General features: G+C 69.3%; 16 protein-coding genes. 6 read left to right on the top strand and 10 right to left on the bottom strand.

Going from position 1 to position 22,877, the window contains the following annotated elements:
- Positions 1-132: 132 nt before the first annotated feature.
- The 7 genes from lon to EGT29_RS07685 all read right to left on the bottom strand — a co-directional run bounded on the left by lon (position 133) and on the right by EGT29_RS07685 (position 9,710).
- Complete coding sequence (gene lon / locus EGT29_RS07715) at positions 133-2,562, bottom strand: endopeptidase La (RefSeq protein WP_124688467.1); 2,430 nt, start codon at positions 2,560-2,562, stop codon at positions 133-135.
- A gap of 44 nt (positions 2,563-2,606) precedes the next feature.
- Positions 2,607-3,011, bottom strand: coding sequence for an Hsp20/alpha crystallin family protein (locus EGT29_RS07710; protein WP_124688466.1), 405 nt, complete (start codon positions 3,009-3,011; stop codon positions 2,607-2,609).
- 148 nt (positions 3,012-3,159) lie between these two features.
- A complete protein-coding gene (locus EGT29_RS07705; RefSeq protein WP_124688465.1) occupies positions 3,160-4,668 on the bottom strand; it encodes an efflux transporter outer membrane subunit in 1,509 nt (502 codons plus the stop codon).
- Positions 4,669-4,680: 12 nt separating this feature from the next.
- Entirely contained in the window at positions 4,681-5,796 is a 1,116-nt protein-coding gene (locus EGT29_RS07700) for an ABC transporter permease (protein WP_124688464.1), read from the bottom strand.
- A 1-nt stretch (position 5,797) separates the two neighbouring features.
- Positions 5,798-6,937 carry an ABC transporter permease gene (locus tag EGT29_RS07695; protein ID WP_124688463.1) on the bottom strand — a complete coding sequence of 380 codons (1,140 nt, stop codon included), beginning with the start codon at positions 6,935-6,937 and terminating at the stop codon, positions 5,798-5,800.
- A complete protein-coding gene (locus EGT29_RS07690; RefSeq protein ID WP_124688462.1) occupies positions 6,934-8,697 on the bottom strand; it encodes an ATP-binding cassette domain-containing protein in 1,764 nt (587 codons plus the stop codon). The genes EGT29_RS07695 and EGT29_RS07690 overlap by 4 nt, the downstream gene beginning before the upstream one ends.
- Positions 8,694-9,710, bottom strand: coding sequence for an HlyD family efflux transporter periplasmic adaptor subunit (locus tag EGT29_RS07685; RefSeq protein ID WP_124688461.1), 1,017 nt, complete (start codon positions 9,708-9,710; stop codon positions 8,694-8,696). The genes EGT29_RS07690 and EGT29_RS07685 overlap by 4 nt, the downstream gene beginning before the upstream one ends.
- 150 nt (positions 9,711-9,860) lie before the next feature.
- Between EGT29_RS07685 and EGT29_RS07680 the strand changes: the two genes are divergently transcribed.
- A complete protein-coding gene (locus EGT29_RS07680) occupies positions 9,861-10,505 on the top strand; it encodes a TetR/AcrR family transcriptional regulator (protein ID WP_238160325.1) in 645 nt (214 codons plus the stop codon).
- A 4-nt stretch (positions 10,506-10,509) separates the two neighbouring features.
- Here the strand turns inward: EGT29_RS07680 and EGT29_RS07675 are convergent, their stop codons facing one another.
- Positions 10,510-11,499 (bottom strand): tripartite tricarboxylate transporter substrate binding protein, encoded by a 990-nt coding sequence (locus EGT29_RS07675; protein WP_124688460.1) that lies wholly within the window; start codon positions 11,497-11,499, stop codon positions 10,510-10,512.
- A gap of 204 nt (positions 11,500-11,703) precedes the next feature.
- Between EGT29_RS07675 and EGT29_RS07670 the strand changes: the two genes are divergently transcribed.
- The 5 genes from EGT29_RS07670 (at position 11,704) to EGT29_RS07650 (ending at position 19,935) form a co-directional block, all read left to right on the top strand.
- The gene (locus tag EGT29_RS07670; protein WP_124688459.1) at positions 11,704-16,041 is read left to right on the top strand and encodes a DEAD/DEAH box helicase; all 4,338 of its coding nucleotides are present in this window, start codon (positions 11,704-11,706) and stop codon (positions 16,039-16,041) included.
- Between the two features lie 189 nt (positions 16,042-16,230).
- Positions 16,231-17,253: an amidohydrolase family protein gene (locus EGT29_RS07665; RefSeq protein ID WP_124688458.1), complete on the top strand. Its 1,023-nt coding sequence runs from the start codon at positions 16,231-16,233 to the stop codon at positions 17,251-17,253.
- A 328-nt stretch (positions 17,254-17,581) separates the two neighbouring features.
- Positions 17,582-17,914: a helix-turn-helix domain-containing protein gene (locus EGT29_RS07660; protein ID WP_124688457.1), complete on the top strand. Its 333-nt coding sequence runs from the start codon at positions 17,582-17,584 to the stop codon at positions 17,912-17,914.
- A gap of 208 nt (positions 17,915-18,122) precedes the next feature.
- Positions 18,123-18,959: a fumarylacetoacetate hydrolase family protein gene (locus EGT29_RS07655; protein ID WP_124688456.1), complete on the top strand. Its 837-nt coding sequence runs from the start codon at positions 18,123-18,125 to the stop codon at positions 18,957-18,959.
- Between the two features lie 34 nt (positions 18,960-18,993).
- Entirely contained in the window at positions 18,994-19,935 is a 942-nt protein-coding gene (locus EGT29_RS07650; protein ID WP_124688455.1) for a VOC family protein, read from the top strand.
- A gap of 43 nt (positions 19,936-19,978) precedes the next feature.
- Here EGT29_RS07650 and EGT29_RS07645 read toward each other — a convergent pair whose 3' ends face one another.
- Positions 19,979-22,060, bottom strand: coding sequence for an acetate--CoA ligase family protein (locus EGT29_RS07645; RefSeq protein WP_192901802.1), 2,082 nt, complete (start codon positions 22,058-22,060; stop codon positions 19,979-19,981).
- Complete coding sequence (locus EGT29_RS07640; RefSeq protein ID WP_124688453.1) at positions 22,060-22,860, bottom strand: enoyl-CoA hydratase/isomerase family protein; 801 nt, start codon at positions 22,858-22,860, stop codon at positions 22,060-22,062. Before EGT29_RS07640 ends, EGT29_RS07645 begins: the two co-directional genes overlap by 1 nt.
- Between the last annotated feature and the right edge of the window lie 17 nt (positions 22,861-22,877).

Raw genomic sequence — 22,877 nt, 5'->3', positions numbered from 1 at the left:
ATGCGAGAGAACTCGGCAAACGACCGAAACCGTGCGTTTGTCGTACGCGAACGATCTTATTTGTCAGGATCCCGACACCGCAACCCCGGCGGCCGAATCGACATTCCCAGCCGACGAATGGCCCCCCGGCCATCAGCCGGCCACCGTCTCCCCCTGCCTGTCCGCCGGCGTCACCGCGCGGATCGCATCCTCGACCGTCTCCAGGAAAATGAACTGGAGCTGCTGGCGCGATTCCTCGGGGATGTCGTCGACGTCCTTGCGGTTGCGCGCCGGCAACAGCACGGTCTTGATGCCGGCCCGCAACGCAGCCAGTACCTTTTCCTTGATGCCCCCGACCGGCAGCACCAATCCGCGCAGGCTGATCTCGCCCGTCATCGCCCGGTCCGAGGGGACCGGCTTGTCGGTCATCAGCGAGGTCAGCGCGACGAACATCGCCACCCCGGCGCTGGGACCGTCCTTGGGAATCGCGCCCGCCGGCACGTGGACGTGGATGTCGTTGTGCTCGAACAGCGCGGGATCGACGTTCATCGAAGCCGCCCGGCCCTTGAGCAGCGTCAGGGCCGCCTGCACGCTTTCGCGCATCACTTCGCCCAGTTGCCCGGTCAGGATCAGCCTGCCGTTGCCTGGCGTGCGGCTGGCCTCGATGAACAGGATGTCGCCTCCGACCGGCGTCCAGGCCAGGCCCGTGGCCACGCCCGGCATGCCGGTGCGCATGGCGATCTCGCTTTCGAAGCGCGGCGCGCCCAGGATCGCGTGCACCTCGTCCACGTCGATGCGCACGTGCTGCGCGGTTCCTTCGGCCACGCTCATGGCGGCATGGCGGAAGGTACTGCCGATTTCCCGCTCGAGATTGCGCACGCCGGCTTCGCGGGTATAGCCGTTGATCACCTCGTGGATGGCCGCGTCGGTGATCTCGCCCTGCGCGGGCGTCAGGCCATTGGCCTCGAGCTGGCGCGGCACCAGGTAGCGGCGCGCGATCTGGGCCTTCTCTTCCTCGGTGTAGCCCGGCAGCGTGATGATCTCCATGCGATCGCGCAGCGGGCCGGGGATGGCGTCGAGCACGTTGGCCGTCGCGATGAACAGCACCTTGGACAGATCGAACGGCACGCCCAGGTAGTTGTCGCGGAAGGTGTCGTGCTGCTCGGGATCGAGCACCTCCAGCAGCGCGGCGGCGGGATCGCCCTGCGCGCTGGCGCCCAGCTTGTCCACCTCGTCCAGCATCATCACGCAGTTGTTCGAACCGGCCTTGTGGATGGCCTGGATCACGTTGCCCGGCAACGCGCCGATATAGGTGCGCCGATGGCCGCGTATCTCGGCCTCGTCGTGCACGCCCCCCAGGCTCAGCCGCACGAACTTGCGTCCGGTGGCCTTGGCGATGCTCTGGCCCAGCGAGGTCTTGCCCACCCCGGGCGGCCCCGAGAAGCACAGCACCGGACTCTTGCCGGCGGGATTGAGCTTGCGCACGGCCAGGTATTCCAGGATGCGGCGCTTGATCTTGTCCAGCCCGTAGTGGTCCTCGTCCAGGATCCGGCGGGCCTCGGCGATGTCGATGCGGTCGTCGGTGGATACCGACCAGGGCAGCTCGATCAGCCAGTCCAGGTAGGTACGGATCATCGAGTATTCGCCCGATGCCTCGGGTATGCCCTCGAGCCTCTTGAGTTCCTTGCGCGCCTGCTTCTCGGCTTCTTCCGGCATCCCCGCCTTGGCGATGCGCTCGCCCAGCTCGGCCAGTTCGGCGCCGTTGCCCTCGGTCTCGCCCAGTTCCTGCTGGATGGTCTTGAGCTGCTCGCGCAGCATCACCTCGCGCTGGCGGTCCTCGAAGCGCGCCTTGGTCTGCTGGTCGATGTCGCGGCTGATGCGCAGCACCTCGATCTGATGCATCATCAGGGCCAGCACCTTGTCGGCCCGGGCCACGACGTCCACGGTCTCGAGCACGTCCTGCTTTTCCTCGGGCTTGATCTCCATCAGCCCGGCAATGAAATCCGTCAGCAGCGGCGCCGAGGTCATATTCTGGATCGAGCCCGCCAGTTCGGCCGGCGCCTGCGGCAACAACTGCAGGATGTCCAGCGCGCGCGCCTTGAGCTGGATCAGGCGCGCCTCGATGTCCGAGGTCATGATCTCGGGATCCTCGAAGCGCTGGACCCGCGCCACCATGAACGGATAGCCCTGCAGCAGCTCGATGATGCGGAAACGCTGCACACCCTGGCAGATGACGTGATGCGTGCCGTCGGGCGTGGTCACGTAGCGCATCACGTTGGCCACCGTCCCCATGGGATGGAGGTCGCCGTCGCCCAGCTCCTCGGCCTCCGGATCGCGTTGCAGCACCACGCCCACCTGGCGGCTGGCCCGCGCGGCTTCCTGCGCGCCGCGCACGGTGCTGTCGCGGCCGATGGAAATGGGCGCCACCAATCCCGGAAAGAGCACGAGATTGCGCACCGGGATCAGCGTCAGCGCATCCGACGGCAGCGCGATCGACGGCGCGGCCCCCTGGCTCGCGGGCTGCGCACCCGGCGCCTCCTGCCGTTCCTGTCCCGATTGTTGGTCTCGAAATTCGTTTGCCATGGCTTCTTACCTGTCCCTGGTTCGAGTTGCGGCGTGCCGCCTGCCTATCCCAGCTTGAGCAGGGTCAACAGGAGGCAGCCGTCCACCATCCTGTGCTCCCGGATTTCGAAGGCGCCCGGCGGCAGCGCGATGCGCCGCTCGAAACGGCCGTAGGGAATTTCTATGCGGCGGATGTGGGCCTCGGCCGGCGCCGGCAAGGGGCGTTCGCCCACCACGGTCAGCGTCGCCCCGTCGATCAGCACCTGGACCTGGTCGGGCGCGACGCCGGGCAGCGCGACCAGCACGGACAAGGCGCGGCCGGTCTCGAAGATGTCGATGGGGGGTTCCCAGGTGGGCCCCTGGGGTCCGCCTTGGCCCGGACGGAAGAACTGGCGATGCAGGTTGTCCGCCTGCTCCAGCAGCCTGACCGCGTCGATCCACATGGCATTGGACGGTTTGCGATAGATCATGGTCCTTGTCCTTGCTCGGGGCGCCCCGATGGCTCCAAATTAAGGCGCCGCGCCGCATCTGGCAATAGGGGATGGAAAGGCCGCACCCCGCCGCCGGGCCGGAAGGCACGCGGGGCGCGGGATCGCGGATTCGTAACAGATGTCGCGATCAGGAGCCGGGAGCCCGCGGCGCGACCTGCCCGCCCCCGCCTATGGCCTTGTAGACCGCGACCAGCCCGATCCGCAGCTGGCTGTCGCTTTGCGCGAGGTCGCGCCTGGCCTGCAGCAGCGTGCGCCGGGCGTCGAGCTCCGGCAGGAAGTCCGTCATCCCGCCGGCGTGGCGCGCCCGGGCCAGGTCGAGGGCGTCGCCGCTCGCGCGCAGCTTGCGCTGCAATTCCAGATTGCGCCGGCGTTCGGCACCGTAGCCGGTCAAGGCATCGTCGATCTCCTGCCACGCCCGCAGCACCGTCTGCTGGTAGGACGCCGCCGCCTCCTGCTGCGCCAGTTCGCGCAGCGCCACGGTGGTGCGGCGGCGCCCCTGGTCGAACAGCGGCAGCGACAGTCTGGGCCCCACCGACCAGCGCCGGCTGCCCCATTCGCCGAACTTGCCATCCTTGAACGACTCGTAGCCGAAGCTCGCGCCCAGCACGATGCGCGGATACAGGTCGGCCGTGGCGATGCCGATGTCGGCCGTGGCCGCGTGCAGCCGGGCCTCGGCCGCCCGTATGTCGGGCCGGCGCAGCGCCACCTGGGAAGGCAGCCCCAGCTCCAGGTCGGGCATGGCAGTGTCCGCGTCCCCCGTTTCGCTCAACACGTCCCGCAGCGCGCCGGGAGGCTGGCCGACCAGGAGGCCGATGCGATTGGCCGCCGCGGCCTCCTGCGCGCGCAAAGGTGCCAGCCGCCCGTTCAGGTCGGCCAGCAGCGCCTGCTGCCGCGACACGTCCAGCGCGTCGATCTGCCCGCCGTCGCGCCGCGCCTGAAGGATGTCCAGGGACTCCCGGGCCGCGGCGATGTCCTCTTGCAGCCACCGCAGTTGCGAGCGGGTGCCGCGCAGTTCGAAGTAGTTGCGGGCGATCTCGCTCGCCACCGACAGCCGCGCCTGCGCCAGCGCCGCCGCCGAGGCGGCCACGTCGGCGTCGGCGGCCTCGACCGAGCGCGCGACCCGGCCCCACAGATCGAGTTCCCAGGACGCATCGAACCCCGCCTGGTACAGCGTGAACGGGTCGCTCAGCGCCGACACGAGCTGCTCGCGGTTGTTGGGCGCGATGGCGTCCAACAGGCGGGTACCGGCGCCGTATTCGCTCTGGCGCTGGCGCGACACGCCCGCCGACAGGCCCACGTCCGGCCCGCGCTGCGCGGCCACCGTCTGCCGCATGAGCCGGCTCTGGGCGAAGCGCAGCGCCGCGGTGCGCAGGTCGGGGCTCGCCTCGCGCGCCCGGGCCAGCAGCGCATCCAGCCGCGCATCCTGGAAGGTCTCCCACCAGCGCTCAGGCGGCGGCGCCGTGGAGACCGGATCGCGCAGGTCCTCGGGGCCGCCGCGCCAACTGTTCCAGTCCGCCGGCTGTGCGGGCGTGGGCGCCGTGAAGTCCGGCCCCACGGCCGCGCAGCCGCCCAGCAACAACGCGAGCACGGCCGCTTGCAGAAAGGGACGGGACCGGCGGATGGGATCGCATGCCATGCTTGCCTCCAGTCAAACCAGACGATGGCGGAACAGCCATGCCGCCAGCGGCAGCGTGACCGCGCCCAGGACGAACATGGGCACGAGATTGCGCCACAGCGACGCCAGGCCGGCGCCTTCCAGATACACCCGCTGCACGAGATCGATGGCGAAGCGCAGCGGATTCGCCAGGGTCGCGGCCTGCAGGGGATCGGGCATGTTGCGCACCGGCGTGGCCAGGCCCGACAGCAGCATCAGCGGCATGATCAGCACGAAGGTATAGAGCATGGCCTGCTGCATGTTGGCCGAGACCGCCGAGATGGACAGCCCGATTCCCACGCAGGCCACTGTGAAGATCGCCAGGCCCGCGTAAAGCGTCGCCAGCGACCCGGCCATGGGAATGCGGAACCAGAACAGCGCGACGCACAGGATGATGGACGACTGCACGAGGCCGATCAGGACCGGTGGCACGGCCTTCCCCAGCATGATCTCCATGGGTGTGTAGGGCGTCACGAGCAACTGGTCGAACGTGCCCTGCTCGCGCTCGCGCGCGACCGAGAGCGCGGTCAGCATCAGGGTCTGCATCATGCTGAGCGCGGCGATCAGCGCCGGCATGATGTTCCAGCGCGTCTCGAGGTTGGGGTTGTACCAGACGCGCGGCACGGCGGTGACCGGCATCCCGCCGCCGCGCAGCTCGGCGTTGTAGGCCGCCACGATCTGGGCGACGTGGGCGGATGCCTGGCCGGCAGTGGTCGAGTTGCGGCCGTCCAGGATGACCTGCAAGGGGGCGTCCTGCCCCTGCGCCAGCCGGGCCTCGAAGTCCGGCCCGAACTGCAGGACCAGCAGCGCGTCGCCGGCATCCACCACGCGCGCGATGTCCCGGGGCGCCGTCAGCGTGGCGACGCGGTGGAAGACCCCGGTGCCGTCCAGGCGCGCCAGCAGCCGGGCCGACGCCGCGCCCTGGCTCTGGTCCAGCACCGCGTACGGCACGTTCGTCAGGTTGTAGGTCGCGGCATAGCCGAACACGAAACTCTGGAGCAAGGCGGGAACGACCAGGATGGCCCGGTTGGCGGGGTCCTTCAGGATGGCCAGCAGCTCCTTGCGGCACAGCTGGACCAGGCGTCGCCAGAAGTCGATGAAGTCATCCATGTCAGTCCAGCCTCTTGCGCGTGACCAGCCGCGCCACGCCCAGCAGCACCACGGCGTAGGCCGCCAGGATGGCGCAGTTCCTGGTGATCAGCGGCCAGTTGTTGCCGGCCAGGAACAGCGACTTGATCAGTTCCATGAAATAGGTGGCGGGCAGGATTTGCCCGATGATCCGGATGGCCGTCGGCACGTTGCGCAGATCGAACATGAAGCCGGACAGCATCAGGGCCGGCAGGAAACTCGCGATCAGGGCCACCTGGCTGGCCAGGAACTGGTTCCGGGTCACCGACGAGATCACCAGGCCGATGCCCAGCGCGACGAACAGATAAAGCATGGCGCTCAGCAGCAGGATCAGCAGCGATCCGTACATGGGCACGTGGAACAGGAATGCCGCCGCGGCCAGGCACAGCGCCAGCCCGATCATCCCCACGCAGAAATAGGGAATGATCTTGGCCAGCAGCACTTCCACCGGACGCACCGGCGTGACGAACAGCGACTCCAGCGTGCCCCGTTCCCACTCGCGCGCCATGACGAGCGCCGTCAGGAAGGCGCCCACCAGCGTCATGATCAGCACGATCAGCCCGGGCACGAGATACCACGTGCTGGTGTTGGCGGCGTTGAACCACATGCGGTCGACCACCTGGACCTGGCCCGTGGCCGGCCGCGCGGCTTCGCCCCGGTCGGCCCGTTTCTGGCCCCACGACGCCAGCGCGCCGGCGACATAGCCGCGTATCATCGTCGCGCGGCTGGCGTCCGCGCCTTGCAGCAGGACCTGCACCTGCGCGTCGCCGGCGGCCAGCCGCCGCGAGAAGTCCGCCGGCACCAGCACGGCGGCGTCCACCTCCCGCGCGCGCATCAGCGCGTAAGCCTCGTGCTCCGACCCGACCACGCGGGGCGCCAGGTAACCCGGGGTGGACAATCCGGCCACCACGTCGCGCGCGACCGGCGAGGCATCGTCCAGCACCACCGCCACGGGCGCATTCTTCACGTCCAGCGACAACCCGTAGCCGAAGATCAGGATCAGGACGATGGGCAGCGCGATGCCCATCATCAGGTTGGCGCGGTCGCGCAGCAGTTGGCGTACCTCCTTGCGGGTCAAGGAGACCAGGCGCCGCCAGAAACCGCCGGACGGGGATGCGCTCATGCCGCAGCCTCCGCGGTCTCGCGCTTGCGGCCGCGCTCGACGATGCCGATGAACGTCTCTTCCATGTTCATGCGGCGTGCGTCCGTCTCGCCCGCCTGCCTGCGCACCTGCTGTGGCGTGCCCAGCGCCAGCAGCCGCCCGGCATCCTGGATGACGATGCGGTCGCAGTACTCCGCCTCTTCCATGAAGTGCGTCGTCACCACGACGGTGGTGCCGTCGGCGGCCAGCGCCGTGATCCGGCGCCAGAACTCGCGCCGCGCCAGCGCGTCGGCGCCGCTGGTGGGCTCGTCCAGGAACAGGATGTCGGGTTCGTGCAGCAACGCCACCGCCATCGCCAGCCGCTGCTTGTAGCCACCGGGCAGGCGTCCGCTGGCCGCGTCTGATTGGTCCTGCAGTCCGAACTGGGCCAGCACCGCCCCGATGCGCGCGCGCAGCCGTTCGCCATGCAGGCCATAGGCGCTGCCGAAGAAGGTCAGGTTCTCCATCACGCTCAGGTTGCCGTACAGCGCGAACCGCTGCGACACGTAGCCCACGCTGCGCCGCGCCCGCGCCGGCGCGGTCCGCAGGTCCACGCCCGCCACCCGCAGGAAGCCGCTGCTGGCGGGCAGCAGGCCGCACAGCATGCGGAAGGTCGTCGTCTTGCCCGCGCCATTGGGGCCGAGCAGGCCGAATATCTCCCCCTTCTTCACCGTGAAGCTGGTGCGGTCCACGGCGACGAAATCGCCGAACTTGCGCACCAGGTCGCGGACCTCGATGATGGCTTCGCCGCCTGCGGCCTGCGCGCGTGGCGCGGGCAACGGCGCCGCCGTGCCCGCCTCCGGCTGGCGTTCCCGCAGCAGCACCATGAAGCCATCTTCCAGCCGAGCCTCGACCGGCCGCCAGGCCAGGACGTCTCCCGGCTGCTGCGCGGGCGCGCCCCGCTCCGCCTCGCGGCGGATCACCCGTACCTCGCCGCCCTGGGGCACGGCATCGATGATGCGAGCCGTGTCGTCGAGCAGGCGCGCCTGCAGCAGCCTGGCCGGCTCGCCCGGCGGCGGTGCCGCGACGAAGCACAGCCCGCGCGCGGGGCGGCGGATGTCCTCGGGCCGGCCCTGCGCCAGCAGCCTGCCTTCGTGCAGCACGAACACGCGCGCGCAGCGCTCGGCCTCGTCCAGATAGGTGGTGCTGACGATCACGGACAGGCGCTCGTCGTCGACCAGTTGCTGGACGATCTGCCACAGTTCCCGGCGCGACAGGGGGTCCACGCCCACCGTGGGTTCGTCCAGCAGCAGGAGTTCCGGCGACCGGACCAGCGTGCAGGCCAGCCCCAGCTTCTGCTTCATGCCGCCCGACAGCTTGCCCGCGGGGCGGGCGGTGAAACGGCCGAGATCGGTCATCTCCAGCAGGCGGGCATAGCGCCCGCGCCGTTGTTCCCGGGACACGCCATGCAGGTCCGCGTACAGGTCCAGGTTCTCCTGCACGCTCAGGTCCTCGTACAGGCCGAATCGCTGGGGCATGTAGCTGATGCGGTTCTGCACCGCCTGCGGATCCGCGGCGACATCGACGTCCAGCACCCGCAGCGAGCCCTCGGGTTTCATCAGGCCGGCCACCAGGCGCAACAGGGTCGTCTTGCCCGCGCCGTCCGGTCCCACCAGAGCGGTCAGCGCGCCGGCGGGCGCGTCCAGCGAGATACCGTCCAGCGCCACGGTTTCGCGCCCCCCGCGCGCGGCGGGAAAACGCTTGCACACGTCGCGCGCCATGACGACGGCGGCCTCGTTCATCGCCCGGGCGCTCCCTCGCCCCGCCGATCCTGCGCGATGCGAACGGTGGCCGGCATGCCCAGCCGCAGCCGGTCCTGCGGGTCGTCCACCAGCACACGCATCTCGTAGACCAGGCTGGTCCGCAGTTCCTCGGTCTGCACGTTCCTGGGCGTGAATTCGGCCACCGACGAGATGTAGCCGATGCGGCCGGCAATGGGCTGGTCGGGCTGGCTGTCGGTCACGACCTCGGCCGCCATGCCGGGCCTGACGTGCCCCAGTTGCGGCTCCGACACATAGACGCGCACCCACTTGGGATCGGTGATCGCCAACGTGTAGGCGGGACGCTGGGGCGAGGCCATGTCGCCTGGCTCGAGCAGCCGGGCGCGCACGACGGCGTCGGTCGGCGCCTTCAGCTCGGTCTGTTCCAGGCGATAGGCGATCAGCGCCAGTTCGGCCCGCGAGACCTCCAGTTGCGCCTCGGCCTGCGCGATGTCTTCCTTGCGCGGTCCGACGCGCGCCAGTTGCAGCCCCTTGCTGCGGTTGTCCCATTGCGCCCGCGCCACCCGCAGGCGCGACGCGGCATTGTCCAGGTCCTGCTGACTGACCCCGCGTCCCCCGGTGTTCGCGGCGATGCCGCGAAGCCGCGCGAGCTGCTGCTCCGCCAGCTCGGCCTCCGCCTGGGCCGACGCCACCTGGGCCTGTGCCTGGGCCACTTCCTCGGGCCGGGTACCGTTGCGCAGCCGCAGCAGCGCTTGCTCCTGCACGGCGATACGGGCGCGCGCCTGGGCTTGCTGCAAACGCAGCGAACGGCCGTCCAGTTCCGCCAGGACATCGCCGGCCTTGACCCGGTCGCCTTCCTCGACCCGCATCCGGGCCACCCGGTCGCTGCCGTCGAATGCCAGCGCCACCTGCCGGATATCGACGTTGCCGTATAGCGTCAGGCCATCCTGGGCGGGGGCCGGACGAAGGACATACCATGCCGCCCCCGCCAGCACTACCGCCACCAGTACGCCTCCTGCCAGCACCTTCTTCATCGCCGCCGCCCTTGGAAACCGTCGGTCGGCAAATTATATAACTCAAATTTCAATTTGATGTATGATTTTTACGTGCCCACTTCCGCGTCCCCGGCGCCTTTCCGCATGGCCGTCACGTCCCGACCGTCTATCCCTGTCCGCTCTCCGCGCATGGATGGCGAGGCCACCCGCGCCCGCATCCTGGAGACAGCCGGACAACTGTTCGCCGAGCGGGGCTACGCGGATACCACCAGCAAGGCCATCTGCGAACGGGCGCAATGCAACATGGCCGCGGTCAACTACCACTTCGGCAGCCGCGACGGCCTCTACCTGGCATTATTGAAGGAAGTCCACAGGCATCTGGTCAGCCTGGACTATCTGGCGCGCCTGGCGCACAGCGCCCAGCCCCCGCGGCACAAGCTGGAAGTGTTCCTGGATGGCCTGACCGCCAGCCTGCTCAATGCCGACAGCTGGCACATCCGCCTGTGGGCGCGCGAGGTGCTGGCGCCCTCGCCCCACCTGAACGGCATCATCGAGGCCGAGGCCCTGCCGAAGTTCGGGCTCATCAGCGCCATCATCGCCGAGATCACCGGCATCCCCGCCGGGGACCCGGCGCTGACCCGCTGCGTGCTGAGCGTCATGGCGCCGTGCATGGTGCTGCTGATCATCCACCGCGACATGAACAGCCCCATCCAGGCGCTGTTCCAGCAACCGGCCGCGGACCTGGCCGCGCACCTGAAGACCTATGCGCTGGCGGGGCTGGACGCCATCGTCGCCGCACGCCCCCCGCGCCGGTCCGCGCGCAAGGCGCGCTAGGACCCTATTCCCCCTGCAGGCCGTGGCGCGCGACCACGTCCTTCCAGCGCGCGAACTCCTTGCGGTTCAGCTCGGCAAATTCCTCGGGCGAAGTCAGCACGACGTCGTATCCCTTTTCGAGCAGCTCCTTGCGCATCTGCGGCGCCCCCATGATGGCGCCGACCTCGTCGTGCAGGCGCTGCACGATGGCCTTGGGCGTACCCGCCGGCGCGTACATGCCCACCCAGATCGACAGGTCGTAGTCGGGGTATCCCGACTCGGCCACGGTGGGCACGTCGGGCACCAGCTGCGAACGCACCTTGCCGGTCTGCGCCATGGGCTTGAGCTTGCCCGACGCCACGTTGGCGCGCGACGCCTCGACCGTGCTGATCAGCATGGTCGAACTGTTCTGCATGACGTCCATGGCCGCCACGCCCATGCCGTTGGCCGGGATGTGGCGCATCTTCGTTCCCAGCATGTCTTGCAGGACCAGGGAATACAAATGGGTGGTCGAGCCCGGGCCGGGCGAGCTGTAGCTCGCGTTGTCGCCCGCCTTCTTCAGGTAGGCGACGAACTCCGGAAAGGTCTTGGCCGGTGTCGACGGGTTCGTCAGCACCAGCATCTGGCCGGACGCGATCTGCCCGATGGGCGCGAAATCCTTCACCGGATCGTAGGGCGTCTTGCGCGAAGCGGGCGTGATGACGTGCGTATTCAGGGACATCATGATCGTGTAGCCGTCGGGCGCGGCCTTGGCCACATAGGCCGTGCCGATGGCCGCGGCCGCCCCGGGCTTGTTCTCGACCACCACGTTCTGGCCCAGCCGCGCCGCCAGCTTCTCGGACAGCAGGCGGGACAGGGTGTCGGGACTCGTGCCCGGCGTATACGGGACGACGATCCTGACGAGCCGGGAGGGATAGTCGCCCTCCGCCTTGCCCGCCTGCCCGTGAGCCGTCACGGCCGCCAGCGCCAGCGTCAAGGCGAGCGCGAGCCGCGAGGGGAAAAGGACGCCTTTCATGCTTGTGTCTCCTGACGATGTTCTGGGTCGCCCGCCGCGGCCGGTTCATGCCGGCTCACGACTCCTGCGCGCACTCTAACACACATACAGTATGTTTTTATGAACAGTTAGGGTTTTCTAGAGAACCCTGGATGCGAAAGATGCCCATGCGTCACGCCATGGCCCATGGTTGCGATGCGCGGCGCCGCCCCCATATAGTCGGGCATGACCATCGCCCGCCATCCCGTCGACGCGCTGCACAGCTTCCATCCGGCCGTGGCCGCCTGGTTCCGCCAGGCGTTCGGCTCGGCAACCGAGGCCCAGCGCCGCGCCTGGCCGCACATCCGTGCCGGCCGCTCGACGCTCGTGGCCGCCCCCACCGGTTCGGGCAAGACGCTGACGGCCTTCCTGGCCGCCATCGACGATCTGGTACGGATGGGCGTGGACGCCGGCGGCGTGCTGCCGGACGCCACCATGGTGGTCTACGTCTCGCCGCTGAAGGCACTGTCCAACGACATCCGCATCAATCTGCAGGCGCCGCTCGAAGGCATCGCCGCGGAACTGGAACGCCTGGGCCTGCCCGACCCCGGTATCCGCACCGCCGTGCGCACCGGCGACACCGAGGCCCAGGCCAGGCAGGCGATGCGCAAGCGGCCGCCTCACATCCTGGTAACCACGCCCGAGTCGCTGTATGTGCTGCTGGGCTCGGACAGCGGGCGCCGCATGCTGGCCGACGTGCGCAGCGTGATCGTGGACGAGATCCATGCCCTGGCGGGCAACAAGCGGGGCAGCCACCTGGCCCTCACGCTGGAGCGGCTGGATGCGCTGTGCGGCGGCCGGCCCGTCCGCATCGGGCTCTCGGCCACGCAGAAGCCGCTGTCGGCCGTGGCGCGCTTCCTGGCCGGCCCGGCGCACGCGGACGCCTGCGAGATCGTCGACATCGGCCACTCTCGGCGCCGCGACCTGGACCTAGAGCTGCCTCCCGTGCCGCTGGAAGCCGTCATGGCCACCGACGTCTGGGACCGGGTGTACGACCGCATGGCCGAGCTGGTGTCGCAGCACCGCACCACACTGGTCTTCGTCAACACCCGCCGCATGGCCGAGCGGGCCGCCCGCCACCTGGCCGAACGCCTGGGCGAGGAAGCGGTGGCCGCCCACCACGGCAGCCTGGCCAAGGAACACCGGCTCGATGCCGAGCAGCGACTCAAGCGCGGAGACCTGCGGGTGCTGATCGCCACCGCCTCGCTCGAACTGGGCATAGACATCGGCGACGTGGACCTGGTCTGCCAGGTCGGCTCGCCGCGCACGATCTCCGCCTTCCTGCAACGGGTGGGCCGCTCGGGCCACCACGTGGGGGGGATCCCCAAGGGCCGGCTGTTCCCCACCTCGCGCGACGAGCTGATCGAATGCGCGGCGCTGCTGGACTGCGTGCGACGCGACGAACTGGACGCCCTGCACGTACCGGTCGCGCCGCTGGACGTGCTGGCCCAGCAACTGGTGGCCGAAGTCGCCAGCCAGGAGTGGAGCGAGGAAGCGCTGTATGCGCTGGTACGGCGCGCGGCGCCCTATGCGGACCTGGAACGCCCGGCGTTCGACGCCGTGCTGCGCATGCTGGCCGAGGGCTATACCGGCCGCCAGGGCGTGCGCGCGGCCTATCTGCACCGCGACCTGGTGGCGGGCGCCCTGCGCGGACGGCGCGGCAGCAAGCTGACCGCGATCACCTCGGGTGGCACCATTCCCGACAACGCCGACTACACGGTGCTGCTGGAGCCCCAGGGGCTGATGGTCGGCACGGTCAACGAAGACTTCGCGGTCGAAAGCCTGGCCGGCGACGTCTTCCAGCTGGGCAATACGTCCTACCGCATCCTGCGCGTGGAAGCCGGCCGCGTCCGTGTCGAGGACGCGCACGGCGCCGCCCCCAGCATTCCGTTCTGGCTGGGCGAGGCGCCCGGCCGCAGCGACGAACTGTCGGCCGGCGTCTCGCGCCTGCGCGCCCGGGTCGAACAACTGCTGGCGCGCCCGGGGCAAGCGGCACCCGACGTCGAGGGCGCGATCCAGGCACTGATGGACGAGATCGGCCTGAACGCATCGGCGGCGCGCCAGATCGTCGAGTACCTGGCGCGCGCGAAGGCGACGCTGGGCCGGCTGCCTACCCACGGCACCCTGGTCATGGAACGCTTCTTCGACGAATCGGGCGGCATGCAACTGGTCGTGCATTCCCCCTTCGGCAGCCGGCTCAACCGCGCCTGGGGCCTGGCCCTGCGCAAGCGCTTCTGCCGCAGCTTCAACTTCGAACTGCAGGCCGCGGCCACCGAGGACGCCATCGTGCTGTCGCTGTCCACCAGCCACAGCTTCCCGCTGGACGAAGTCTGGCGCTACCTGCGTTCCAACACCGCCGAGCACCTGCTGGTGCAGGCGCTGCTGGACGCACCGCTGTTCAACGTGCGCTGGCGCTGGAACGCCACCACCGCGCTGGCGCTGCCGCGCTACGTCGGCGGCCGCAAGGTCGCGCCGCAGTTGCAGCGCATGAAAAGCGACGACCTGCTGGCCGCGGTCTTTCCCGACCAGGCCGCCTGCCTCGAGAACGTGGTCGGGGAACGCGAGATCCCCGACCACCCGCTGGTCGCGCAGACCATCGGCGACTGCCTGCACGAGGCGATGGACGCCGAAGGCTGGCTCGCGCTGCTGCGCCGGATCGAGAAACAGGAGGTCGAACTGGTGGCGCGCGACCTGCCTACCCCGTCGCCGCTGGCCATGGAGATCCTGAGCGCGCGGCCCTACGCCTTCCTGGACGACGCGCCGCTGGAGGAACGCCGCACCCAGGCCGTGATGGCGCGCCGCTGGACCGATCCGGAATCGGCGGACGACATGGGCGCCCTGGACGCCGGCGCCATCGACGCGGTGGCCGCCGAGGCCTGGCCCGACGTGCGCGGCACCGACGAAATGCAGGAAGCCCTGGCCAGCCTGGCCTGCGTGACCGAGGCCGAGGCGGCGGCCAACGACGGCTGGCGCGGCTGGCTGGACACGCTGGCCCGGGAAGGCCGGGCGACGCGGCTGTGCGTGCAACCGGACGCCGCCCTGTGGGTGCCGGTCGAGCGCCTGGCCTGCGTGCGCGCGCTTTACCCCGGCGCCCGCGCCGAACCGGACATCGCCCTGCCCGCCGGCTGCGACGAGCCGTGGGAGGCCGAGGCCGCGTTGGTCGAGGTCGTACGCGCGCGGCTGACCGGCTTCGGCCCGCTCGCCCTCCCGCGCATCGCCGCGGACCTCCTGCTGCCCGAGACCGACGTGGCCGTGGCCCTTGCCCGGCTGGAAGCCGAAGGCTATGTCATGCGCGGCCGCTTCCATCCGCAGGCGCGGCAGGAAGAATGGTGCGAACGGCACCTGCTGGCCCGCATCCACCGCTACACCATCAAGCGCCTGCGGCGCGAGATCGAACCGGTCGAACGGCAGGACTTCATGCGCTTCCTGCTGGAATGGCAGCACGTCGCGCCGGATGCCCGGCTGCACGGACCCGGTTCGCTGCCGCAAGTCATCGACCAGCTGGAAGGCTACGAGGCTGCCGCAGGCGCCTGGGAATCGGACCTCCTGCCGGCGCGGCTGGAAGCCTATTCCCCCGGTTGGCTGGACGAGCTGAGCCAGGCCGGCAAGGCGGTCTGGATGCGCCTGGCGGGCCAGGGCAAGTCCGCGGCCGGCCCGGTGCGCGCCACACCCATGGTCCTGCTGCCCCGGCGCCACCTTGGTCCCTGGCAGGCACTGGTGCCGCCGGACCACCAGGCCGAGCTGTCGCCGCGCGCGCAGCGGGTGCGCGACGCGCTGGCCAGCCATGGCGCGATGTTCTTCGACGAACTGCTGGGCGATACCCGCCTGCTGCCCAATGAACTGGAAACGGCGCTGGGCGAACTGGTCGCGGCGGGAGCCGCGAACGCCGACAGCTACGCCGGCCTGCGCGCGCTGCTGGTCCCCGCGTCCCAGCGCACCGCCCACCAGCGGCGGCGTTCGCGCCACGGTACGGCCCTGAACCAGATGGACCAGGCCGGGCGCTGGGCATTGCTGCGCCGGCCCGCCGCCACCGACCCCGTCCCACCGGGCAAGCGTCCTCGCACGGACCCGCAGGTCCTGGAACACATCGCCCAGGTCCTGCTGCGCCGCTACGGCGTCGTGTTCTGGCGCCTGCTGGAACGGGAAGCGCGGTGGCTGCCGCCCTGGCGCGAACTGCTGCCCGTGCTCCATCGCCTGGAGGCCCGCGGCGACGTGCGGGGCGGCCGCTTCGTGGCCGGCCTGGCCGGCGAACAGTTCGCGCTGCCCGAGGCCATCCCGCTGCTGCGCGGCATCCGTCGGCGCGAGCCGGACGGCGAACTGGCCTGCGTCTGCGCCGCCGATCCGCTGAACCTGGCGGGCGTGCTGCTGCCCGGCGAAAAAATTCCCGCGCTGGCCGGCAATCGCATTCTGTACCGAGACGGACTGCCCGTGGCCGCCGCCGTCGCGGGCGACATCCGCTACCTGATCGAGGCCGCGCCCGACGAACGCGAGCGGCTGCGCACGGCGCTGGTGGCGCGGCGCTGACGCCCGCCGCCTGCCCCTTCCCGCGCAAACACGAAAAGCAGAAATGCGGAAAACAGCGGGTATCGCGCCAGGGCAAGCGGCTACAATTGCGCGTTGCGTAGGCGGCTCCCGAGCCGTCCGGATTCTCCCCCATCGATGGCCCCGCGGCCCTGGCCGACGCCATCCTTCGTCACACAGGAATTGCGCAGCATGATCATCGATTGCCACGGTCACTACACGACCTCGCCTGCCGCCCACAATCAATGGCGCGACCAGCAGAAGGCCAACTTCAAGGCCGGCGACGACATCGACCCGGCCTATCCCGATATCTCCGACGACCAGATCCGCGAGACCATCGAGCAGAACCAGCTGCGCCTCCTGCGTGAACGCGGCGCCGACATGACCATCTTCTCGCCCCGCGCCTCCGCCATGGAGCCCCACGTCGGCAACGAGAACGTCAGCCAGGTCTGGGCCCGCCGCTCGAACGACCTGATCAAGCGCGTCGTCGACCTGTACCCCGAGACCTTCATCGGCGTCTGCCAACTGCCGCAGTCGCCCGGCGTGTCCATCGCCAGCTCCATCGCCGAGCTCGAGCGCTGCGTCACCGAACTGGGCTTCGTCGGCTGCAACCTCAACCCCGATCCCTCGGGCGGCAGCTTCAGCGCCCCGCCGCTGACCGACCGCTCGTGGTATCCCTTCTTCGAGAAGATGGTCGAGTTGGACGTGCCGGCCATGATCCACGTCTCGGGCTCGTGCAACTGCGCGATGCACGCCACCGGCGCCTACTACCTGGCCGCCGACACCATCGCCTTCATGCAGTTCATCGAAGGCGACCTGTTCCGCGACTTCCCGACACTGCGCTTCATCATTCCCCATGGCGGCGGCGCCGTGCCCTACCACTGGGGCCGCTACCGCGGGCTGGCCGACATGCTCAAGCGCCCGCCGCTGGCCGAGCACGTGATGAAGAACGTCTACTTCGACACCTGCGTCTACCACCAGCCCGGCATCGACCTGATGTTCGAGGTCATCGACGTCGACAACATCCTGTTCGGCTCGGAAATGGTGGGCGCGGTGCGCGGCATCGATCCCCAGACCGGACACTATTTCGACGACACCAAGCGCTACATCGACGCGCTGGACATCCCGGCCGAGGACAAGCGCAAGGTGTTCGAGCTGAACGCGCGACGCGTCTATCCGCGCCTGGATGCGCAACTGAAGGCACGGGGACTGTAAGCCGCGGTTTCCCCCTTGCCTGACGGGGCCTGCCGGCGTCATCGACACGCCGGCAGGCCCCGTTTTTGTTTCGCAATGACTCCAGCACGGCAGCGGCATCGTGCTGTATTTCGCCCCTCCCTGCATCGATGCTTGATCCGCGCTCGGGGTGTGGCAGAGCCCCTTCCCTTTCTCCTCACGCATTGGTATAAAATTTTATACATAGGCAGTGCATGACGCACGAAAAGGAGATTCGCTGGATCGGATCCGCTTACGACGACTTAGTCAATTCCAAGGACATTGCCACGACGCGCTACCGTGCCGTGATCAACGCGAGAAAGGCCAAGCCATGAAGATCGACACCGAAATCCGTCATGTCACGAAGCCGGGCGCAAACCTGTTCCAGGAACTGGGCTTCCCGGCTGACGAAGCCGCGCGGTTGCAGGAGATTTCGCGCCAGCAGATCAACGACACGCAGCGGATCAAGGAGCAACTCATGTCGGAGCTGGCCGACTGGATCGCCCAACATCACCTGAAACAGGCCGATGCCGCAAGAATCCTGATGGTCTCGCGGCCCCGTGTGTCTGACGTGGTAAACAAGAAGACCACCAAATTCACCATCGATACGCTGGTGGAAATGCTTAGCCGTGTCGGTAAACCCGTACGCTTGGCCATCGGGTGATAGCAAGCACCTGTCTTTGGTTTGTGAAATTCTTTGGAAATCGAACAGCCTCGGCCTCTGTCTTGCCGTAGCTCCCCCTATACCTGACAGGTATCGGTGGGGCAAACCCGCCATCTTTTCCCCATCGCTCCCCCGCTTTACGCTTGCATCGGGCACAAGGGCGTGCTCATTCTTCCCGCGCGCCCCACAACAGAGACAGGATTCCCCGATGCGCTACGTCCGCTTCCTCCACGACGGCACCTCCTACCTCGGCACCCCCGAAGGCGACAAGATCCGGATCCTGGGCCAGGAATCGATCGAATCCCTGCTGGCCGCCGGCACCGACCTCGAAACCCATGCCGGCACCCGCGGTGGCGGCAAGCTGGTTGACGAGGCCGACGTTTCCTACCTGCCCGTGGTCGAGCATCCCGCCAAGATCTTCTGCATCGGGCTCAACTACGCCGACCACACCAAGGAAAGCAAGTACGAGCAGCCCGCCTACCCCACCATCTTCCCGCGCTACGACACCAGCCTGGTCGGCCATGGCCAGCCCATCGTCCGCCCCCGCGTGTCCGATTCCCTGGACTTCGAGGGTGAACTGGCGGTGGTGCTCAAGCGCGGCGGCCGGCACATCCGCAAGGAAGACGCGCTCGACTGCATCGCCGGCTATGCCTTGTTCAACGACGGCTCGGTGCGCGAATACCAGTTCCTGTCTCCGCAGTGGACGGTGGGCAAGAACTTCGACGCCACCGGCGCCTTCGGCCCGGAACTGGTCACCGCCAGCGAAGTGCCGCCCGCGGCGCGCGGCCTGCGCCTGGAAACCCGATTGAACGGCGAGGTGGTCCAGTCGGCCAGCACCGACGACATGATCTTCGACATCCCCACACTGATCAGCGTCATCAGCGAAGCCATCACGCTGGAGCCCAGCGACGTCATCGTCACCGGCACGCCCGCCGGCATAGGCTGGGCCCGCACGCCCAAGCTGCTGATGCGCGCCGGCGATGTCTGCGAGATATCGGTGACCGGCTTCGCCACGCTGCGCAACCCCATCGCCGACGAAGCCTGAACGCGCGGCCACGGCCGCACGACGGAGGAGACTCATGACCACACAAACCCAGCACGGCGCCGGTGCCCGGCAAGCCGCGGTGCACTCCATCGACCATTACGCGCTGACGGTACCGGACCTGGCCGTGGCCCGCCATTTCCACGAAGCCTTCGGCCTCGCGGTCGAAGCCGAAGGCGATGGCCTGGCGCTGCGGGCGCGGGACGGGCACGTCTCGGCGCGCATCCACGCGGGCCCGCGCAAGGCGCTGGCCTACCTCAGCTTCAATTGCTATGCCGACGACCTGGCCGCCATCCGCGCCCGGCTGGAACAGGCCGGCGTCGCGATGGCCACCGATGCGCCGCGCACCACCGCCGAAGGGATCTGGTTCCACGACATGGACGGCAACCTGATCCAGGTCAAGACTGGCCCCAAGATCACGCCGGATGCCAAGAGCCCGCTCGACAACATCCACGTGCAAGCCGACGCGCGCGGCGCCCGCTTCCGCAGCCAGGTCGCGCAGGTCCGCCCGCGCCGCCTGTCCCACGTGCTGCTGTTCACGCCCGACGTCTCGCGCGCGCTGGCCTTCTATGAAGCAACGCTGGGCCTGAGGCTGTCCGACCGCTCCGGCGAAGGCATCGCCTTCACCCACGCCCCGCACGGCTGCGACCACCATCTGGTTGCGTTCGCCCGCAGCTCGGCGCGCGGCTGGCATCACGCGGCCTGGGACGTGGCCAGCCTCGACCAGGTCGGCCAAGGAGCGGCGCAAATGGCCGCCGCGGGCTACACGCGCGGATGGGGAACGGGCCGGCACGTGCTGGGCTCGAATTTCTTCCACTACGTGCGCGACCCGTGGGGCTCGTACTGCGAGTTCTCGGCCGACATCGACTACATCTCGGCCGGGCACGAATGGCCCTCGGGGGATTTTCCGCCCGAGGACAGCCTGTATCAGTGGGGGCCGGACGTGCCGCCGGATTTCATTCACAACACCGAGGCCTGATGCGGCATGCGCGCCGATCGATGCGATCGGCACGCAACCGCCGTCAAGCCAGGACGGCGACCCCGTCGGCGGCGCGCACGCCCTGCCCGCGCGGCAGTACGAACACGGGATTGATCTCGGCTTCGGCCAGCCTGTCCCCCAGTTGCGCGGCCATCTCCGAGAACGCCACGATCGCATCCACCAGACCCTCGACGTCGGCCCGCGGCCGGCCCCGGTATCCATCCAGCAGCGGCCAGCTTTTCAGCTCCCGCACCATGGCGGCGGCCTCCTGCCGGGCCAGGCCCTGGCCCGGGCTCAGCATGCGCAGGCTCGTGTCGTTGTAAAGCTCGGCGGCGATGCCTCCCATGCCCAGGAGAATGGCGGATCCCAGCGCATCCCGGCGCATGCCCAGGATAAGCTCCACGCCCGGCCCCACCATTTCCTGGACCAGATAGCGCTCGGGCCGGACCCCGGCGCGAGACTCGACTTCCCGCGCCATGGATTCGAGGCACGCCCCCACGGCCTCCGGCGCCAGATCGACTGCGACGCCGCCGACGTCGCTCTTGTGCGTGATGGCGGCGGAAAGCATCTTGAGCACCACGCGTCCGCCCAGCTCGCGCGCCGCCTGCCCCGCTTCAGCGGGACCGGCGACGACGGCTTCCCGGACGCACGGTACGCCGAACCGCGCGAACAGGCGCTTGGCCTCGTGTTCGTCCAGCGATCCGGACGGCAGGCCATCGATCGCGCCGAGCGTCCGGCCGGCGCCGCCGGGCCCATCGTCCCGCGCGCCGGCCTCCAGCATGCCGCGAAATGCCGCGGCACAGCCCTCCGCCGCGGCGAACGCGGGCACGCCATGCCGTGTCAGCGCGCGTACCACGTCGGGCGCGTGCGGGCTTACATAGGCGATAACGGGCTTGGGCGAGTCCGGCAGGCAGTCCTGGATCACGCCCGCCACCAGTTCCGGCATGGCCAGGCTGGACGATCCGGCGATGACGACCAGTGCATCGTAGCTGGGACTGGCCTGCAAGACCCGGATCGCGCCCTTCATGAGATCAGGCTTCAAGCCCGCCAGCGTGACGTCGATGGGGTTGCGGTCCAGGACCGCGTGGTCGCCCGTCTGCAATGCCCGCAGGGCCTCGGCCGTCGGGCCATCGGGCGCGGGCGCATCGAAGCCCGCCATGCCCAGTTCGTCGGACACGAGCGTGCCCGCGCCACCCGTCGACGTCAGGATGGCCACCCGCCTGCCGGCCAGCCGCCGCCCCGTGGCCAGCGCCGAGGGGATGTCCAGCAGTTCGTCGAAGGTCCGGGCCCGTATCACGCCCACCTGCCTGAAGAAGGCGTCGTACATCCGGTCGGCCCCCGCCATCGCGCCCGTATGCGAAACGGCGGCCCGCGCGCCCGCCTCGGAACGGCCGATCTTGAACGCCACGACCGGCTTGCCGGCCCGCGCGGCCTTCAGGGCGGCCGCGCGGAATGCTTCCGGGTTCCGGATCGTTTCCACATACAACGCGATCACACGCGTCGCGTCGTCGTCGGCAAGATGGTCGACGAAATCGGCCAGGTCCAGGTCGACCTCGTTGCTGGTCGACACCAGCTTCGACAGTCCGATGCCTCGCGCATTGGCCCGCGACAGCAGCGCCCCCAGGATGCCTCCGCTCTGCGAGACCACGCCGACCGGCCCCACCTCGAAATCCTCCATTTCCAGCGCCCCCGTGGCCGACAGCACGATGCGATCGGTCAGGTTGACCAGCCCGATGGTGTTCGGGCCGAGGATGCGCATGCCGCCCGCTGCCTCCAGCAACTGTGCCTGCCGGCGTGCGCCCTCGCCGCCGGTTTCGGTGTAGCCGCTGGCCAGGACAATGGCGGCGGCGGTGCCGCGAGCCGCCAGATCGCGAACGGCCAGGTGCGCCCGCTCCGCGCCCAGCAGGACAATGCCCACGTCGGGCACCTCGGGCAAGGCCGCCACGTCGGCGTAGCAAGGCAGTTCGCCGATATGGCTCACCTTCGGATTCACCGGCAGGATGCGGCCCTGGTAGCCGTGCTTGAGCAGGTAGGAAACGGGGCGGCCGGCGGTCTTGCCCGCGTCGGCCGAGGCCCCGACCACCGCGACGCTGCGCGGATTGAACAAGCGGGAAATCGCATCCATCACACCTGCCCCCGGGGCGCGCCCGCCTTGTCCAGGAAGGCCATGACGGCCTCGCGGTGTTCGCTGCTGGTATAGCAGATGCCCTGGGCCTGGCTGCCCTGGGCGAAGACCTGCGCGGCCGGCAGCTCGAAGGCCTGGTTGAGTATGGTCTTGCTCAGCGCCAGCGCCGTCGCCGACCCTCGGCTCAGTTCCGTTGCCCAGGCCTGTGCATCGGCCACCAGGGTCTCGGCCGAGGACGTCCTGTCGACGATGCCGAGCTTCGCAGCCTCGTCCACGTCGACCTTGCGCCCACTGAAGATCAGCGCCTTGGCCATCGGCAGGCCCACGCGGCGGGGCAGGAAATACATGCCGCCGCCATCGGGCACGATGCCGCGATGGATGTAGGACCACGAGAAGCTGGCCCATTCACTGGCGACGATGAAGTCGCAGGCCAGCGCGGTATCGGCCCCCAGCCCGGACGCCGCGCCGTTGACGGCGGCGATGGTCGGCTTGGGCATGGTGTGCAGCAAGGCCTGGGCGTGGTGCACGCGCTGCTGGCGGTGCCAGCCGTTGAAGGCGATCTCGCCCGCGGGGGCGTTCATGCGCCGCTCCATGCCGGCGATGTCGCCGCCCGCGCAGAACCCCTTGCCGGCGCCGGTCAGCACCAGCGCGCGAATGCCGCGGTCGGCGGCGACGCGCTCCAGCGCATCGATCAGTTCGGCGCGCATGTCGTCGCTGATGGCATTGCGCTTCTCGGGCCGGTTCAGCGTCAGTGTCGCGATCGAGTCCTCGACCCGCAGCGATATCAATGAATAAGTCATGGTGATTCCCGCATCCT

The organism is Pigmentiphaga sp. H8 (assembly GCF_003854895.1).
GTDB lineage: Bacteria > Pseudomonadota > Gammaproteobacteria > Burkholderiales > Burkholderiaceae_B > Pigmentiphaga.
This window is presented reverse-complemented; position numbering and strand designations above follow the sequence as displayed.

What these genes read in the sequence shown, in the direction of transcription:
- lon (WP_124688467.1), bottom strand. Translation starts at nt 2,562, where the DNA reads ATGGCAAACGAATTTCGAGACCAACAATCGGGACAGGAACGGCAGGAG.
- EGT29_RS07710 (WP_124688466.1), bottom strand. Translation starts at nt 3,011, where the DNA reads ATGATCTATCGCAAACCGTCCAATGCCATGTGGATCGACGCGGTCAGG.
- EGT29_RS07705 (WP_124688465.1), bottom strand. Translation starts at nt 4,668, where the DNA reads ATGGCATGCGATCCCATCCGCCGGTCCCGTCCCTTTCTGCAAGCGGCC.
- EGT29_RS07700 (WP_124688464.1), bottom strand. Translation starts at nt 5,796, where the DNA reads ATGGATGACTTCATCGACTTCTGGCGACGCCTGGTCCAGCTGTGCCGC.
- EGT29_RS07695 (WP_124688463.1), bottom strand. Translation starts at nt 6,937, where the DNA reads ATGAGCGCATCCCCGTCCGGCGGTTTCTGGCGGCGCCTGGTCTCCTTG.
- EGT29_RS07690 (WP_124688462.1), bottom strand. Translation starts at nt 8,697, where the DNA reads ATGAACGAGGCCGCCGTCGTCATGGCGCGCGACGTGTGCAAGCGTTTT.
- EGT29_RS07685 (WP_124688461.1), bottom strand. Translation starts at nt 9,710, where the DNA reads ATGAAGAAGGTGCTGGCAGGAGGCGTACTGGTGGCGGTAGTGCTGGCG.
- EGT29_RS07680 (WP_238160325.1), top strand. Translation starts at nt 9,861, where the DNA reads ATGGATGGCGAGGCCACCCGCGCCCGCATCCTGGAGACAGCCGGACAA.
- EGT29_RS07675 (WP_124688460.1), bottom strand. Translation starts at nt 11,499, where the DNA reads ATGAAAGGCGTCCTTTTCCCCTCGCGGCTCGCGCTCGCCTTGACGCTG.
- EGT29_RS07670 (WP_124688459.1), top strand. Translation starts at nt 11,704, where the DNA reads ATGACCATCGCCCGCCATCCCGTCGACGCGCTGCACAGCTTCCATCCG.
- EGT29_RS07665 (WP_124688458.1), top strand. Translation starts at nt 16,231, where the DNA reads ATGATCATCGATTGCCACGGTCACTACACGACCTCGCCTGCCGCCCAC.
- EGT29_RS07660 (WP_124688457.1), top strand. Translation starts at nt 17,582, where the DNA reads ATGAAGATCGACACCGAAATCCGTCATGTCACGAAGCCGGGCGCAAAC.
- EGT29_RS07655 (WP_124688456.1), top strand. Translation starts at nt 18,123, where the DNA reads ATGCGCTACGTCCGCTTCCTCCACGACGGCACCTCCTACCTCGGCACC.
- EGT29_RS07650 (WP_124688455.1), top strand. Translation starts at nt 18,994, where the DNA reads ATGACCACACAAACCCAGCACGGCGCCGGTGCCCGGCAAGCCGCGGTG.
- EGT29_RS07645 (WP_192901802.1), bottom strand. Translation starts at nt 22,060, where the DNA reads ATGGATGCGATTTCCCGCTTGTTCAATCCGCGCAGCGTCGCGGTGGTC.
- EGT29_RS07640 (WP_124688453.1), bottom strand. Translation starts at nt 22,860, where the DNA reads ATGACTTATTCATTGATATCGCTGCGGGTCGAGGACTCGATCGCGACA.